13 protein-coding genes are annotated in these 14,602 nt (G+C 36.3%); 10 read left to right on the top strand and 3 right to left on the bottom strand.

Annotated features, from left to right (window positions below; genetic code table 11):
- The first annotated feature begins 6 nt into the window (after positions 1-6).
- Complete coding sequence (locus OZP11_RS15180; RefSeq protein WP_281231401.1) at positions 7-2,397, top strand: M28 family peptidase; 2,391 nt, start codon at positions 7-9, stop codon at positions 2,395-2,397.
- Positions 2,398-2,437: 40 nt separating this feature from the next.
- On the opposite strand, the gene OZP11_RS15175 is transcribed toward OZP11_RS15180, so the two are convergent.
- A complete protein-coding gene (locus OZP11_RS15175; protein ID WP_281231400.1) occupies positions 2,438-2,833 on the bottom strand; it encodes a rhodanese-like domain-containing protein in 396 nt (131 codons plus the stop codon).
- Between the two features lie 147 nt (positions 2,834-2,980).
- Here OZP11_RS15175 and OZP11_RS15170 point away from each other — a divergent pair, with 147 nt between their 5' ends.
- From OZP11_RS15170 to OZP11_RS15135, 8 genes are all read left to right on the top strand, one after another.
- A complete protein-coding gene (locus OZP11_RS15170; protein WP_281231399.1) occupies positions 2,981-3,883 on the top strand; it encodes a LysR family transcriptional regulator in 903 nt (300 codons plus the stop codon).
- Between the two features lie 117 nt (positions 3,884-4,000).
- Positions 4,001-4,816 (top strand): Rossmann-fold NAD(P)-binding domain-containing protein, encoded by an 816-nt coding sequence (locus OZP11_RS15165; protein WP_281231397.1) that lies wholly within the window; start codon positions 4,001-4,003, stop codon positions 4,814-4,816.
- An 86-nt stretch (positions 4,817-4,902) separates the two neighbouring features.
- Entirely contained in the window at positions 4,903-5,379 is a 477-nt protein-coding gene (locus OZP11_RS15160; RefSeq protein ID WP_281231396.1) for a methylated-DNA--[protein]-cysteine S-methyltransferase, read from the top strand.
- Between the two features lie 133 nt (positions 5,380-5,512).
- Complete coding sequence (locus OZP11_RS15155) at positions 5,513-6,226, top strand: 3'-5' exonuclease (RefSeq protein ID WP_281231395.1); 714 nt, start codon at positions 5,513-5,515, stop codon at positions 6,224-6,226.
- A 217-nt stretch (positions 6,227-6,443) separates the two neighbouring features.
- The gene (locus OZP11_RS15150; protein WP_281231392.1) at positions 6,444-7,514 is read left to right on the top strand and encodes a winged helix DNA-binding domain-containing protein; all 1,071 of its coding nucleotides are present in this window, start codon (positions 6,444-6,446) and stop codon (positions 7,512-7,514) included.
- Between the two features lie 251 nt (positions 7,515-7,765).
- Entirely contained in the window at positions 7,766-9,205 is a 1,440-nt protein-coding gene (locus OZP11_RS15145) for a nucleoside recognition domain-containing protein (protein WP_281231391.1), read from the top strand.
- Between the two features lie 278 nt (positions 9,206-9,483).
- Positions 9,484-10,239 carry a hypothetical protein gene (locus tag OZP11_RS15140; protein ID WP_281231390.1) on the top strand — a complete coding sequence of 252 codons (756 nt, stop codon included), beginning with the start codon at positions 9,484-9,486 and terminating at the stop codon, positions 10,237-10,239.
- A 71-nt stretch (positions 10,240-10,310) separates the two neighbouring features.
- Positions 10,311-11,915: a fumarate hydratase gene (locus OZP11_RS15135; protein WP_281231388.1), complete on the top strand. Its 1,605-nt coding sequence runs from the start codon at positions 10,311-10,313 to the stop codon at positions 11,913-11,915.
- Positions 11,916-12,038: 123 nt separating this feature from the next.
- Here the strand turns inward: OZP11_RS15135 and OZP11_RS15130 are convergent, their stop codons facing one another.
- Both OZP11_RS15130 and dinB read right to left on the bottom strand, forming a co-directional pair.
- A complete protein-coding gene (locus OZP11_RS15130) occupies positions 12,039-12,545 on the bottom strand; it encodes a PAS domain-containing protein (RefSeq protein ID WP_281231387.1) in 507 nt (168 codons plus the stop codon).
- Positions 12,546-12,630: 85 nt separating this feature from the next.
- Entirely contained in the window at positions 12,631-13,713 is a 1,083-nt protein-coding gene (gene dinB, locus OZP11_RS15125; RefSeq protein ID WP_281231386.1) for a DNA polymerase IV, read from the bottom strand.
- Between the two features lie 129 nt (positions 13,714-13,842).
- On the opposite strand from dinB, the gene OZP11_RS15120 reads away from it, so the two are divergent.
- Complete coding sequence (locus tag OZP11_RS15120) at positions 13,843-14,577, top strand: metallophosphoesterase family protein (RefSeq protein WP_281231385.1); 735 nt, start codon at positions 13,843-13,845, stop codon at positions 14,575-14,577.
- Positions 14,578-14,602: the final 25 nt, after the last annotated feature.

Here is a 14,602-nt window from a genome sequence, read left to right as displayed (position 1 = left end):
TTTGTAATGAGAAAAAACCCAACCTCAATTCTTGCAATCGTTTGTATACTAGCGATCCTTGGCATTATTTATGCCACGACTATGCCACAATGGATCTCTAAAAACGACGAGGCCCTCGCTGATTTTTCTACTGAAAGAGCTTTAAATCAGGTCGAAATAATCGCCCAAAAACCACATTATGTTGGTTCAACCAATCACGAATTGGTAGCCAATTATTTAAAACTTGAGTTAAACAGGATTGGATTAGAGACAACTACTCAGGAAGGTTTTACATTAAACGATAAAGGTCTTCTTGTAAAATCTAAAAATATTCTTGCAAGAATTAAAGGAACTGATAATTCCAAAGCACTTTTGTTACTTTCTCATTACGACAGTGCACCGCATTCTTTTTCAAAAGGTGCAAGTGATGACGCATCGGGAGTGGCGACGATTCTTGAAGGAATCAGAGCTTTTTTATATTCTAAGCATCCGCAGAAAAACGACATTATTATTCTTTTTTCAGATGCAGAAGAACTGGGTTTAAACGGCGCGGCACTTTTTGTAAACCAGCATCCGTGGGCAAAAGATGTTGGACTGGTTTTAAACTTTGAAGCCAGAGGAACATCAGGACCAAGTTATATGCTGATGGAAACCAATCAGGGAAATCAGGCTTTAGTAAAAGAATTTACAAATGCAAAAGCGGCGTATCCGGTTTCAAACTCACTTATGTACAGTATTTACAAAATGCTTCCTAACGATACCGACTTAACTGTTTTTAGAGAACAAGGCAATATTCAGGGTTTTAATTTTGCTTTTATAGACAGTCATTACAATTATCACACACAGCAGGACGATGTACAGCATTTAAGTAAAACGACACTGGCTCACCAGGGTTCATACTTAATGCCTCTTTTAAAATACTTCGCTAATACAGATTTAACTAAAACAGATTCTACAGAAGACAATGTTTACTTTAATGTTCCTTTTGCTTTTATAAATTATCCTTTTTCATGGGTTATGCCTATGACCCTGATCGCTCTGGGACTTTTAATTCTGTTTATGTTTATTGGAAAAGCCAAACGAATGATTTCTTTGAGAGAAATTTTCAAAGGATTTGTACCGCTTTTGGGATCTATCATCGTATCAGGTCTGGTAACCTTTTTGGGCTGGAAGATTATTCTAGAAATTTACCCGCAGTATTCTGATCTTTTAAACGGATTTACCTATAACGGACATGCTTATATTGGGGCTTTTGTTACTTTAAGCATTGCCATTTGTTTTGCGTTCTACCATCATTTTTCAGATTCAAAAATAACGATGAATCATTTTGTAGCACCGCTGCTTTTATGGATCATCATTAATGCTTTTATTGCAAACAGTTTAGCCGGAGCAGGATTTTTGATTATTCCGGTTTACTTCGGGATACTTTTATTCGGGATTTTTGTTCTTACGCAGCACTATAGTCTGGGACTGAATTTATTGTTCAGTATTCCGGCTCTTGCCATTGTTGCGCCTTTTATTGTTATGTTTCCTATTGGTTTAGGATTGAAGATACTTTTTGGAAGCGCCGTTTTAACGGTCCTTCTTTTTGGACTGCTTCTCCCGATATTCAACACTTTCTTTAGAAAAGGAGCCTGGATTATAGTATTCTTTACAGCATCTATTGGATTTTTTATTTATGCCGGTGTTAATTCAGGTTATGAACACGGAAAAGCAAAATCAAACAGTTTGTTGTATATCTACAACGCCAATACAAATTCGGCAGTCTGGGCAACCTACGATGTAAACCTCGACGACTGGACCAAAACCTATTTAGGAGAGAAAAACCAGAAAGCTGTTGGATTAAACAGTCTTCCTCTGGCAAGCAAATACAATACAACTTTTACCAATAGCGCTATTGCACCGGTTGTAGATATTCCTAAACCAACAATTGCGTTTTTAAGAGACAGCGTTATTGGCAGTAAAAGGTATATGAAAATACGAATTACACCAAATAGAAAAGTAAATCGTTATGACATTTATGCCAATCCAAAAATGACGTTTTACAATTTCAAGGCAAACGGAGTTTCAACCTCAGGCGAAAAATCGAATAAACTCGAAAGAGAAGATGCTAAAATTTTATGCTATTATGTAGTAAGCAACGAACCGCTGGAAATGGAATTTATCATCAATAAATCATCAATTTTTGATATGGATTTAATCGAAAGCTCTTTCGATTTAATGACCAACCCGCTCCTTAATGTAAAACCAAGAAGCGACTGGATGATGCCTACGCCTTTTGTACTGAATGATGCCGTTATGATTCGGCAGAAAATAAAAAGATATACAGAACCGATAAAGCCAATTGAAACGGCTCCGGTAAAAGACAGTACGGTTATTGTAAATGACAGTTTAAAACCGGCTGCTCAGCCACAATAGAAAAACATAAGGCAGACTTTTAAAAGTCTGCCTTTTTTATTTAACAGGCGCATTCTATTTTTAATCCTTCGTTCTTTCCTTTTGTTCCATCGGTTGCAAAACCATCTATTTTCCACCATTCCAGTCCGCCCATTAATTCTTTTACCTTAAATCCTAATCTCGTCATATTTAAAGCTCCTTTTGTAGAGGCGTTGCAGCCAATTCCGGTACAATACGTAACATACAAAGTTTCTTTATCTAAATGCTTTGTGGTTTCTAAATTCATTTCGCGGTGCGGGATGTTAATGGCATTCGGAATATGTTCTTCATCGTAACCAAAAGCTTTTCGGGCATCAATTACAATAATGTTCTCCCCGTCGTTTAAAGCATCGAACAAATCGGACGGGTCCATTTCAAATGCCAGTTTGTTCTCGTAATGTTTAATTTGTGCTTCCATAGTATCTTGTTTTACTGATTTTGTTTTTCCAAAAGTATATTGATTTACAATCTCATAAAAACGAAAAGAATTCATGCAGAGCATTACTTTTTTTCATGCAAAAGCCAGTCCGGAATTTTGTTACTTTGTGTATTAATACATTCAAAAATGGAAATACGCCACTTAAAACTGATAAAAGCAATTGTCGAAGAAGGAAGCATTACAAAAGCGATCGACAAACTTCATCTGACACAGTCGGCTTTGAGCCATCAGCTTAAAGAGGCAGAATATCAATTAGGTACAGCGATTTTTTTAAGAACCAACAAAAAACTGGTACTAACAAAAGCGGGCGAAAAAATCTACGAACTCGCCAATGAAATCCTAAACAAACTCACCGAAACCCAAACGCAAATCAAACAAATGGTTTTTGGCGAATACGGCGAAATCAGAATCAGTACCGAATGTTTCTCAAGTTATCACTGGCTTCCGTCGGTTTTAAAGCAATTTCATCTCTTGTATCCAAATGTTGAACTTAAAATTATCACCGAAGCCACTCATATTCCGCTGCAGAAATTATTAGACAACACCATTGATATTGCCATTGTAAGCGACCAAATTAAGGATAATCATATAAAATATACCGAACTTTTTCAGGATGAAGTCGTAATGGTAGTTTCCGAAAATCATCCGTGGGCAGAAAAGAAATATGTCATTGCAGAGGATTTTGCCGAAGAACATTTGATCATTCATTCCCTTCCGATGGAAACCGTAACGATTCATCAGTTTCTGTTGGCTCCGGCCAAAGTATCTCCAAAGAAAATAACACCAATGCCTTTAACCGAAGCTTCTCTTGAAATGGTCAAAGCAGATATGGGCGTTATGTCGATGGCAAAATGGGCATTGCTGCCCTATTTACAAAACAATCCGGTTAAAGCCGTAAAAGTGGGTAAAAACGGCTTGAAACGAAAGCATTTCATCGCCACACGCGCCAATGAAACCTATCCAGCGTATTTTAATCACTTTATCAATTTTCTGCAGACCGAAATTAACCTGCAATGGAATATTAAGTGATTTTTTGTTTCGGACAGATTCGGCACATTTAAATTTCAAAAAATCGGTGTAAAACAAAAACTCAGAACCTTTGTATCTTTGCTTCTCAGAATCTCAGAAACTTTGCACCTCACAAAAATGACACAAATAAGCATATTGGGCTGTGGCTGGCTCGGATTGCCTTTAGCCAAAAAGCTGATTGAAAAAGGAAATTCAGTAAACGGGTCCACAACTTCAGAAACTAAACTTCCTGTTTTAAAAGATTTAGGAATTCATCCGTTTTTGGTTATACTGGAAAGCGAAAGTATTTCTGAAAATAGTATTGATTTTTTAGCAGAAAGCGAAATCTTAATCATCGATATTCCGCCAAAATTAAGAGCAGTAAATCCTGATTCTGAAAAGAAAGTTTTTGTAGAAAAAATCAAAACCCTGATTCCGTTTATAGAAAAATCAACGGTTAAGAAGGTTCTTTTTGTCAGCTCAACATCTGTTTATAGCGACGATAATGATCTTATAACCGAAGAAACAAACCCAAACCCGGACACAGAAAGTGGTAAACAATTACTTCTGGCGGAGAAAATTCTACAGGAAAATCCAAATTTTGAAACCACGATTTTACGGTTTGGCGGTTTAATTGGCAAAGACCGGCATCCAGTAAAATTCTTAGCCGGAAAAGAAAACCTTGAAAACCCTGATGCACCTGTAAATTTAGTTCACCTGAATGACTGCATTGGAATCATCGAAGAAATAATCTATCAATCGAAATGGAATGACGTTTTTAATGCCGCTGCGCCTTTTCATCCCACAAGACAAGAATATTATACCCAAAAAGCAAAAGAACAAAAACTGATCTTACCCAAATTCAGTTCTGAAAAATCAAACATCAGGAAAACCATTTCAAGTGAAAAGGTAGAAACCATTTTAAATTACAAATTTAGACTGGAGAATTATTAAACCATATAAGTGATGTAATTATAATGAACTTACATCACTTAAATAGTTCAAAAAAATTAACGAACTTTGTGTCAGACGCAAAAATTATGGAAACTGTTTATATCAATTCGCCTTTAGGAATCACCAAAATTGCTGGCGACGAAAACGGTATTGCTGTAATTTCTGTTTCTGATGTTGGAACAAATGAAGTTTCAGAAATTATTCCTGAAGTTTTAAAGAATGCTGTTTTGCAGTTAAACGAATATTTCGAAGGAAAAAGAACCCATTTTGATCTGAAACTCAATCCAGCCGGAACCGAATTTCAGCAGAAAGTCTGGAAAGCCTTATTGGAAATTCCGTATGGAAAAACAGTCAGTTATATGGACCAAACCAAAAAACTGGGCGATGTAAAAGCAATTCGCGCTGTAGCATCGGCAAATGGTAAAAATCCACTATGGATTGTAGTTCCCTGCCACCGAGTTATTGGCACAAATGGTTCGCTAACCGGATATGCCGGCGGATTGTCCCGAAAAAAATGGCTTTTGGAACACGAAAGCCCTTCTCAACAGCAAAGTTTATTTTAAATTCAACACAAATTTCACAGATCTACACAAATAGAAATTATAGTCTTATATTTACAAAATAAAAGTTTTTAGGATTCGTACTTAATTCAAACCAAATTTGTGTTAATTCGTGTAATCGTGTTTTATAAAAGCCATGATCGAAAAAATAAACCTCAACAATATTTTGTTTCTTGATATTGAAACTGTTCCGGAACAGGAAAATTTCAATTCACTTGATTCTGAGATGCAGTCTCTTTGGGACATCAAAACACAATATCAGCGAAAAGACGATTTTACTCCTGAAGAATTTTACGAACGTGCCGGAATTTGGGCCGAATTTGGAAAGATCATTTGTATCTCGGTTGGGTATTTTACCATTAAAGGTGATGTTCGGAATTTCAGGGTGACCTCTTTTTTTGGGGAAGAAACTAAGATCTTGAAAGACTTCAACAACCTGCTGAACAATCATTTCAATCAGCCGCAACATCTTTTATGCGGACATAACGCTAAAGAATTTGACATTCCGTTTCTGGCACGCCGCATGATCATCAATCAGATCGCGATTCCGGACAAACTGAATCTGTTTGGAAAAAAGCCTTGGGAAATTGCGCATCTTGACACTTTGGAATTATGGAAGTTTGGCGATTATAAACATTTTACTTCTTTGAAACTGCTTACTAAGATTCTTGGCGTTCCATCGCCAAAAGGCGATATCGACGGAAGTCAGGTTGCACATGTTTTTTATGTCGAAAAAGACATTGACCGAATCATAACCTATTGCGAAAAAGACACGATTGCCGTTGCCCAGATTTTCCTTCGTTTACGCCGTGAAGAATTACTTATCGATGAAGAGATTATTCATGTGTGATTTTTGAAGTGCTAAGGTTCTAAGGGTTTGAATTTTGAGAGATAGAGCTGCAAAGGCTCAAAGTTTTAAATGAACTTATATTTCTTATATAGCAAAAAATAACATAAGAGAGGCTAATATTTTTAAACATAAAGTTTAAATAAATCAACACAAACAGCAAAAGCACAAAGCTTTAAATGAACTTATATAACTTATATGGTTAAAAAAAGTTTCTAAAATGACGCACGAGGAAATTTCACATCGTAGACTTGTTTCTCAAAAACTGTATAAAACAAATACCGTTTCACCTCAGGATATTGTATATCATATGGGAGCAATGCAGGCTCAGGATTATGCAATGGCGAAATGGGCGGTTGGTTCACGTTGTACTGTGGCTGAAAAAGAAATTGAAGAAGCGATAAATTCAGGCAAAATAATCCGCACTCATATTTTACGTCCCACCTGGCATTTGGTTTCTGCCGAAGATATTTACTGGATGCTTGATCTTTCAGGACCTCAGGTTAAGCGTCTTTTTGCTTCGACTGCCAAACAGCATGGCTATGATGACAAGAAACTGGATCAGATCAATTCGGTTATCCAAAAACTGTTAACCGGAAATAATCATTTAACTAGAGACGAAATCATGCAGGAACTTAATATCCAAAAAAGTGCAGGCGATTTGTCCCCAGTTATTGTTATGATGAATGCCGAATTAGAAGGTTTGGTCTGCAGCGGAAAAATGAAAGGCAAACAAATTACGTATGCCCTGCTTGAAGAACGTGTTTCAAAACCAAAAACCAAATTAACCAAAGAAGAAGCACTGGCAAAATTAGCGCTGCGATATTTTGAAAGTCATGGTCCCGCAACAGCTGCCGATTTTTCGCATTGGTCTGGATTTTCTCCAACAATTTGCAAAGCTGCAATTAACGCAATAAAACTGCAATTAAACAACATTGTAATTGATAATCAGGAATATTGGTTCGGAAAAGATCATACAGATTTGGTTAATTTCTGCGAAAGCGTACATTTTCTTCCTGCTTTTGATGAATATCTGATTTCATACAAAAACCGAGAATCTTCCATTTTATTAGACCATCAATCTAAAGCTTTTACCAAAAACGGCATTTTTAAACCCACGATTTTAGAAAACGGAAAGGTTATCGGAACATGGAAACGAACCATCAAAAAAGATCACGTTACAATAGAAACGGAGTTTTTCGATGCTGTAAATTTAGATGCAAAAGAGAGTTTATTTAAAGAAATAAAATCGTTTGAAAATTATTTGGGGATGAAAATTGTGATTACATAATTTGATTTTAAAAAGATAAACAGATGATCTTTTGCTCTGTCTGAGTTTTCTAATGTCGATTGCCTGCCGTTATGGAAAGAGCGAAATATGCATAACTGCAAAACAACGTAATAGAACATGCGCCAAAGCGAGGCGTTATATAAAACCATATTTTTAATATTCAACTCTATAATCCTTAAATTCCCATCTCATTACATAAAATCGTTATGCATATTATTGCTAAATAATTACATTTACAAAAAATTACAATTATGGTATTAAGCAGATTTTGGTTAGTTATTTTTATTTCTTCAATTGTTTTTATTGTTGTGAGCTTATTTACAGCCAACACTTATACTATTGATTCTGTTTTAAATGGAAAAAAAGATGATCCAATTCTGGTATCCGAAAAATACATCGGGCAGCTTCCGGCTTTCATCAAAGACAGCATTAAAAAAGCACCGGAACAAACCATGATCATCAATCGTGATACTCTTAATGCCGATACAACGTATGTTTACAAAAATAAAACCGTAAAAATCTACAGCGGACTTCAGAAATCTGACGGACTTTTGCCAACCTGTAAAAGCACTTTGGTCGATTTAATCCTGCCTCTTATAGCATACCTGGCTTTCTTCTGCGGTTTAATGGAGCTTTTAATCATTTCGGGAGCATCCGGAAAATTAGCAAAAGTGCTGAGTCCGGTATTTGTAAAAGTATTTCCAAGCATTCCTAAAAATCACCCGTCGATTTCTTATATGACCTTAAATTTTGCCGCTAACTTCTTAGGATTGGATTCGGCTGCCACGCCATTCGGATTAAAAGCGATGGAAAGCCTGCAGGAAATAAATCCTGAAAAAGACAAAGCAAGTGATGCGCAAATTATGTTTATGTGTCTGCATGCTTCGGGTTTAACATTAATTGCAACTTCAATTATTGGTTATCGCGCTGCTGCAAATGCGAGTAATCCTGCCGATGTTATGCTTCCGTGTATCATAACGTCATTCATTGGAACTATTGCCGCTTTCCTTATTGTTGGGGTTAAACAAAAAATCAACTTTAAAAGTGCTTCGCTTTTAATCGTCTTAATGGGATTAATTGCGGCTATTGTTGGTTTATTGATGTATGTAAATCAGCTGGATCTAATTGGAAAAAACTATTTCACTTCTAACCTTTCCGGATTAATCTTAATTGCGATCATTGCTTTCACATTGATTTTCTCATTCAAAAATGAAAAAAAATTCAGTGAAGCCAATACGACCGTTTTTGACACTTTTGTAGTAGGCGCCAATAATGGAGTTAAAACAGGGGTTACGATTTTCCCTTACGTTTTAGGAATGTTAGTTGCTATTTCCTTATTTAGAAACAGCGGTTTGTTTGAAATCATCAGCGACGGAATTGCCTTTATATTTTCAAATATGGGTGTCAGCAAAGAAATTACAAATGCATTGCCTGTTGCTATGCTTCGTCCTTTCAGTTCAGCAGGATCACGTGGTTTTTTAATTGATTCGATGAATACTTTTGGAGCCGATTCTTTAACAGCAAGGCTGAGCAGTATTTTTCAGTGCAGTGCCGAAAGTACTTTTTATGTAATTGCGGTTTATTTTGGATCTGTTAATATCAAAAACACACGTTATGCCTTAGGCACAATGCTTCTGGTTGATGTTATTTGTGTTATTACGGCAATTTTCGTGGCAACCTGGTTTTTTTAAAAATCACTAAAGATATCCAATAACAATACAGAGTTCCGTAGGATCGATCCGTTTTATAGATAAATCTAAAAATATGGACCGATCCTGCGGATTTTTTATGAGGGATATGAAACATTTTCACATTGCAAGTCTCATCTTGACCCGGTTTACAAACACATTGAAAATCAGAAAGGAAACCATAAAAAACAAAACTTTAGAGATGAATTTTTAAATTTTCCGGACAAATTCAAGATTCAATACGAAGAAAAATATATTTTTGAAGATCTAATATAAATCTTATGAAAATCCCCTATTTCTTCATTTTAATAGCCTTAACTGTAATTAGCTGCCAAAAAGACCAAAAAAAAGCTCAGACCGAAATTGTAACAATTTCTGAAATTCCCGAAGTCACTGAAACAGAAGAACAGACAACTGATGAGAAAGTATTACACACAGACACCATTATTCTTTCTGAAGATAAAAACGCTGATATCAATCTTGTTCTGGCAAACCTTGTAAAGCAGGAAGCTGATAAAGACAGTGTTGTTACCTCAACTTTTCGACTTGATTTTTATCAGAATAAAAACAAAATTGCATCTTCTAAAATAGCAATCCAGCAATATGAAAAAGGTTCTGACTGGAGCGGATCTTTGGGCTTAACAGAATCGTCAAATCAAAATTCTTCGTTTATAAGTATTGGTTCGGGATATCCTGCCTGCGGTTATACTCACGAGAATTATCTCTATTATTTAAAAGATTCTAATTTGCAGCTGGTTCACCATTGGCAGTCAATGTCTGATAGCGGCTGGGGAATGTGGACAGAATTCGTGAATCATGATTCAGAAGGGGGGAAAGATCCTAAAATGTTTTATTGCAAAACTGTTGCATTTGTACCCGGAGACGATGATAATGAGGACTCTGGCATTTTAAAATACTCTGATTCTATATCATTTTCATTACAGGGCAGTCATTGGAAAAAGAAACTTCTATCAGCAAAAGAGAAACCTTATTTCGAAAAAAAGATGACTTTTAACGAGTTTCATAATCAGCAATAAACCATTTTAAGACCCCTTATTCAAATTCTTTCTTAGGTAAATAATTTCTAACTTTGTAAAAAAACAAAGAAATGATTGATTTTATATACCAGGATCCTTATCCTATTTTGAAGGATGATACGCAATACCGTAAAATTACTTCTGATTTTGTAAAAGTAGAACAATTTGGAGAACGCGAAGTTTTAACAGTTGATCCAAAAGGTTTGGAATTATTGGCTGAAGAAGCGCTTACAGATGTTTCGTTTATGCTGCGAACTACGCATTTACAAAAACTAAGAAATATTCTGGATGATCCGGAAGCGACAGACAATGATCGTTTTGTGGCTTACAATTTACTTCAAAACGCATCTGTTGCTGCAGAAGGCCAGCTGCCAAGCTGTCAGGATACGGGAACTGCGATTGTAATGGCGAAAAAAGGAGAAAGTATCTTTACTGGTGTTGATGATGCAGAATGGTTGAGCAAGGGAATTTTCAATACCTATCAAAAACGTAATTTACGTTATTCTCAAATTGTTCCGATTTCGATGTTTGAAGAAAAAAACTCAGGTTCAAATCTTCCGGCACAAATTGATATTTATGCTAAAAAAGGAACTTCTTATGAGTTCTTGTTTATGGCAAAAGGAGGAGGTTCTGCAAATAAAACCTATTTATATCAGCAGACTAAATCGTTATTGAATGATAAATCGATGGATGCTTTTATCCGTGCCAAAATTAAAGATTTAGGAACTTCGGCTTGTCCGCCTTATCATTTGGCTTTGGTTATTGGGGGGACTTCTGCGGAAGCAAACTTAAGCGCAGTTAAAAAAGCATCCGCAGGATATTACGATAATCTTCCAACTTCAGGAAACATGGCCGGTCAGGCATTTCGTGATTTAGAATGGGAAGAGCGCGTTCAGAAAATCTGTCAGGAAAGCGAAATCGGGGCTCAGTTTGGTGGAAAATACTTCACGCATGATGTTCGTGTCATTCGTCTTCCCCGCCACGCGGCTTCTTGTCCGGTTGGTTTGGGCGTTTCTTGTTCTGCAGACAGAAACATCAAAGGAAAAATTACAAAAGACGGAATCTTCGTTGAACAGCTGGAAGTAAATCCAAAGCAGTTTTTACCTGAAACGGCACCGCATTTAGAAGCTCCGGTTGAAGTTGATCTGGATCAGCCAATGGCCGATATTCTGGCAAAGCTGTCTCAGTATCCTATCAAAACACGTTTAAAACTAAACGGAACCGTTATTGTCGCCCGTGATATTGCGCACGCAAAAATCAAAGAATTATTAGATGCCGGAAAACCAATGCCGGAATACTTTAAAAATCATCCTGTTTATTATGCCGGCCCGGCAAAAACTCCGGAAGGAATGGCCTCTGGAAGTTTTGGACCTACAACGGCCGGACGTATGGACGTGTATGTAGATGAGTTCCAGAAAAATGGCGGAAGCATGGTAATGCTGGCTAAAGGAAACCGTACAAAACAGGTAACAGATGCCTGTAACAAATACGGCGGATTCTATCTTGGTTCTATTGGAGGTCCGGCGGCGATTTTGGCGCAAGACAACATCTTAAAAGTAGAAGTGGTTGATTTTGAAGAATTAGGAATGGAAGCTGTTCGTAAAATCACCGTTAAAGATTTCCCAGCTTTTATTATTACGGATGATAAAGGAAATGACTTCTTTGAGAATCTGTAATATGTTCTAGACATAAAAGCACTAAGACACAAAGTTTTTATACAAGACCGCTCTAAAGGCGGTCTTTTTTATTTTCTAAAAAGAAAAAATCACATTTAATCTCTCTGCATCAAACTTTTACAGTTAAACACTTTGATTTTTATCCTCTTTTTCAAAAGCTATAAAATGCGATAATTTCCCTTTTTGATTAAAAACCGGAATGGCATCGACCTGGCATTTATAGGTTTCGCCATTTTTTTTATAGTTTTCGATCGTTTTTTTAAATGGGATTTTCTGTTTAATCGCATCTTTAATTTCCTTTAAAACAGATTGACACGTTTGAGGTCCCTGAAACATTTTGGGTGTTTTTCCCAGAATTTCTTCCTCTGCATAACCAGTCATTTTTTTTATTCCTTTGGAAGCAAAAACAATTTTAAGATCAGAATCAGTTATGAGGACTACTTCATCTTTAATGCGCTCTTCTATTTTCAGGTTTTCTTCTTTCCAGTGAAACTGGCTCGAAATTTTACTAACCTTTTTCATATCAGCGAAAACCGCTTTAAGTTCATTTAAATATTCATAATGAAGGTCCAGAGCCAAAATAGGCACCAAAGTACGGTTTGCTATTTCATCGGCACTGTTCTTTTTCATTTTAATTGCATTTATATGATCCTCTTTCTCAAAGATAGCGCGAAAATTCTTCACAAAAAATTTAATCTTTAGATTTAACTTTCATTTAAAACTCAAATTTTAGTTGTACAACAACAGCTTTCTTTTCTTCATTATTTAAATTGCTCAAAGAAATTCCTAGTAAACGTACAGAATCTTTCATTTTTTCCTGATACAGCAATTCTTCAACAACCTCAATAATCAGGCTTTTGTCTGAAATAAAATAGGGCAGTGTTTTACTTCTGGTTTGTTGTGAAAAATCGCTGTACTTTATTTTCAGGGTTACTGTTTTACCCGAAACATCATGTCTTTTTAATCGTTTTTCTAAAGAAACTGCAATCCTGTCCAGCTGCTCAAGCATAAAAATTTCAGATGAGAGATTGGTATCGAAGGTATGTTCTGCAGCAACTGATTTGGTAATACGATGCGGCTTGACTTCGCTATTATGAATTCCACGAACAACTCTGTAATAAAAAGATCCCGATTTTCCAAAATGCTTCTCCAGAAATTCTTCTGATTTGCTTTTGAGATCCAGTCCGGTAAAGATTCCCAATTGGTACATTTTTTCGGTTGTCACTTTTCCAACTCCGTAAAACTTTCTGACAGGCAGTTCTTCCAGAAACCCAATAATCTCATCCGGGTTTACTGTTTTTTGTCCGTTTGGTTTATTGACATCACTTGCAATTTTAGCCACAAATTTATTGACAGATATTCCTGCCGAAGCCGTTAAACCAACTTCATTTAAAATTCGGGATCTGATTTCCTGTGCCAGTAAACTCGCACTAGGATTTCCTTTCTTGTTATGCGTTACATCCAGATATGCTTCATCAAGAGAAAGCGGTTCAACCAAATCTGTATAATCATGAAAAATCTGATGAATTTTTGAAGAGATTTCTTTGTAGCGGTCAAATCTCGGCCGGACAAAGATAATCTCCGGACAGTATTTTTTTGCCAAAACACCGCTTATGGCACTTCTTACTCCAAATTTTCTGGCCTCATAACTCGCCGCCGCTACTACTCCCCTGTTTTCAGAACCCCCAACAGCAATTGGTTTACCTCGCAAAGCCGGATTATCCATCTGCTCTACCGAAGCATAAAAAGCATCCATATCAATATGGATAATTTTGCGGTATGTAGGTATTTCTGACATGCTGCAAATTTAAACAGGAAAGCCTGAAAATGAGATCAAAATAATCATAAAAAAAACCTTTCGATCTCAAGTTGGTATCAAACAAATCATTTTCGTTATTTTTGTAGTTACTACTCGAAATTTTATAAAATGCGAACATTTGTTATAGGCGACATACATGGAGGATTACTCGCACTTGAGCAGGTTTTGAAGAAAGCTGAAGTTACTACAGAAGACACTCTTATATTTTTAGGCGATTATGTTGACGGCTGGAGCCAGTCAGCAGACGTGATTGATTTTTTAATTGAATTAAAAACCAGACAAAACTGCATCTGCATTAGAGGAAACCATGACCAGCTGGCTTTGGACTGGCTGGAAAACAGACATGAGAATTTTGATGAAGAAATGTGGTACAAACATGGCGGAAAAGCTACTGTTGAAGGGTATTCGAAAATATCTCCGGAAAGAAAAAAAGATCATATTGCTTTTTTTGAATCTTTAAAAGATTATTATCTCGATGATGAAAACCGACTTTTCGTTCATGCCGGTTTTACAAATCTAAATGGTGTTATCTGGGAATACTTCCCTAAATTGTTTTATTGGGACAGAACTCTTTGGGAATCAGCACTTGCTCTTAATCCGGATTTAAAGCCGGATGATTTATATTATCCGAAGCGTTTTACGATTTATAAAGAAATTTATATTGGTCATACACCTGTTACAAGAATTGGAGAAACTACTCCTGTTAACAGAGCCTGCGTCTGGAATGTCGATACGGGAGCCGCTTTTAAAGGACCGCTGACGATTATGGATGTGAATACCAAGCAGTTCTGGCAAAGTGACCCTTTGAATGAGCTGTATTCTAATGAAAGAGGTAGGAATTAAGATATTAAAAATATAAATTTGCTCC

The sequence above is a fragment of the Flavobacterium gelatinilyticum genome (assembly GCF_027111295.1).
Taxonomy (GTDB): Bacteria; Bacteroidota; Bacteroidia; order Flavobacteriales; family Flavobacteriaceae; genus Flavobacterium; species Flavobacterium gelatinilyticum.
Note: the sequence above shows the minus strand (reverse complement) of the source record. Positions and strands in the feature narration are given on the sequence as shown.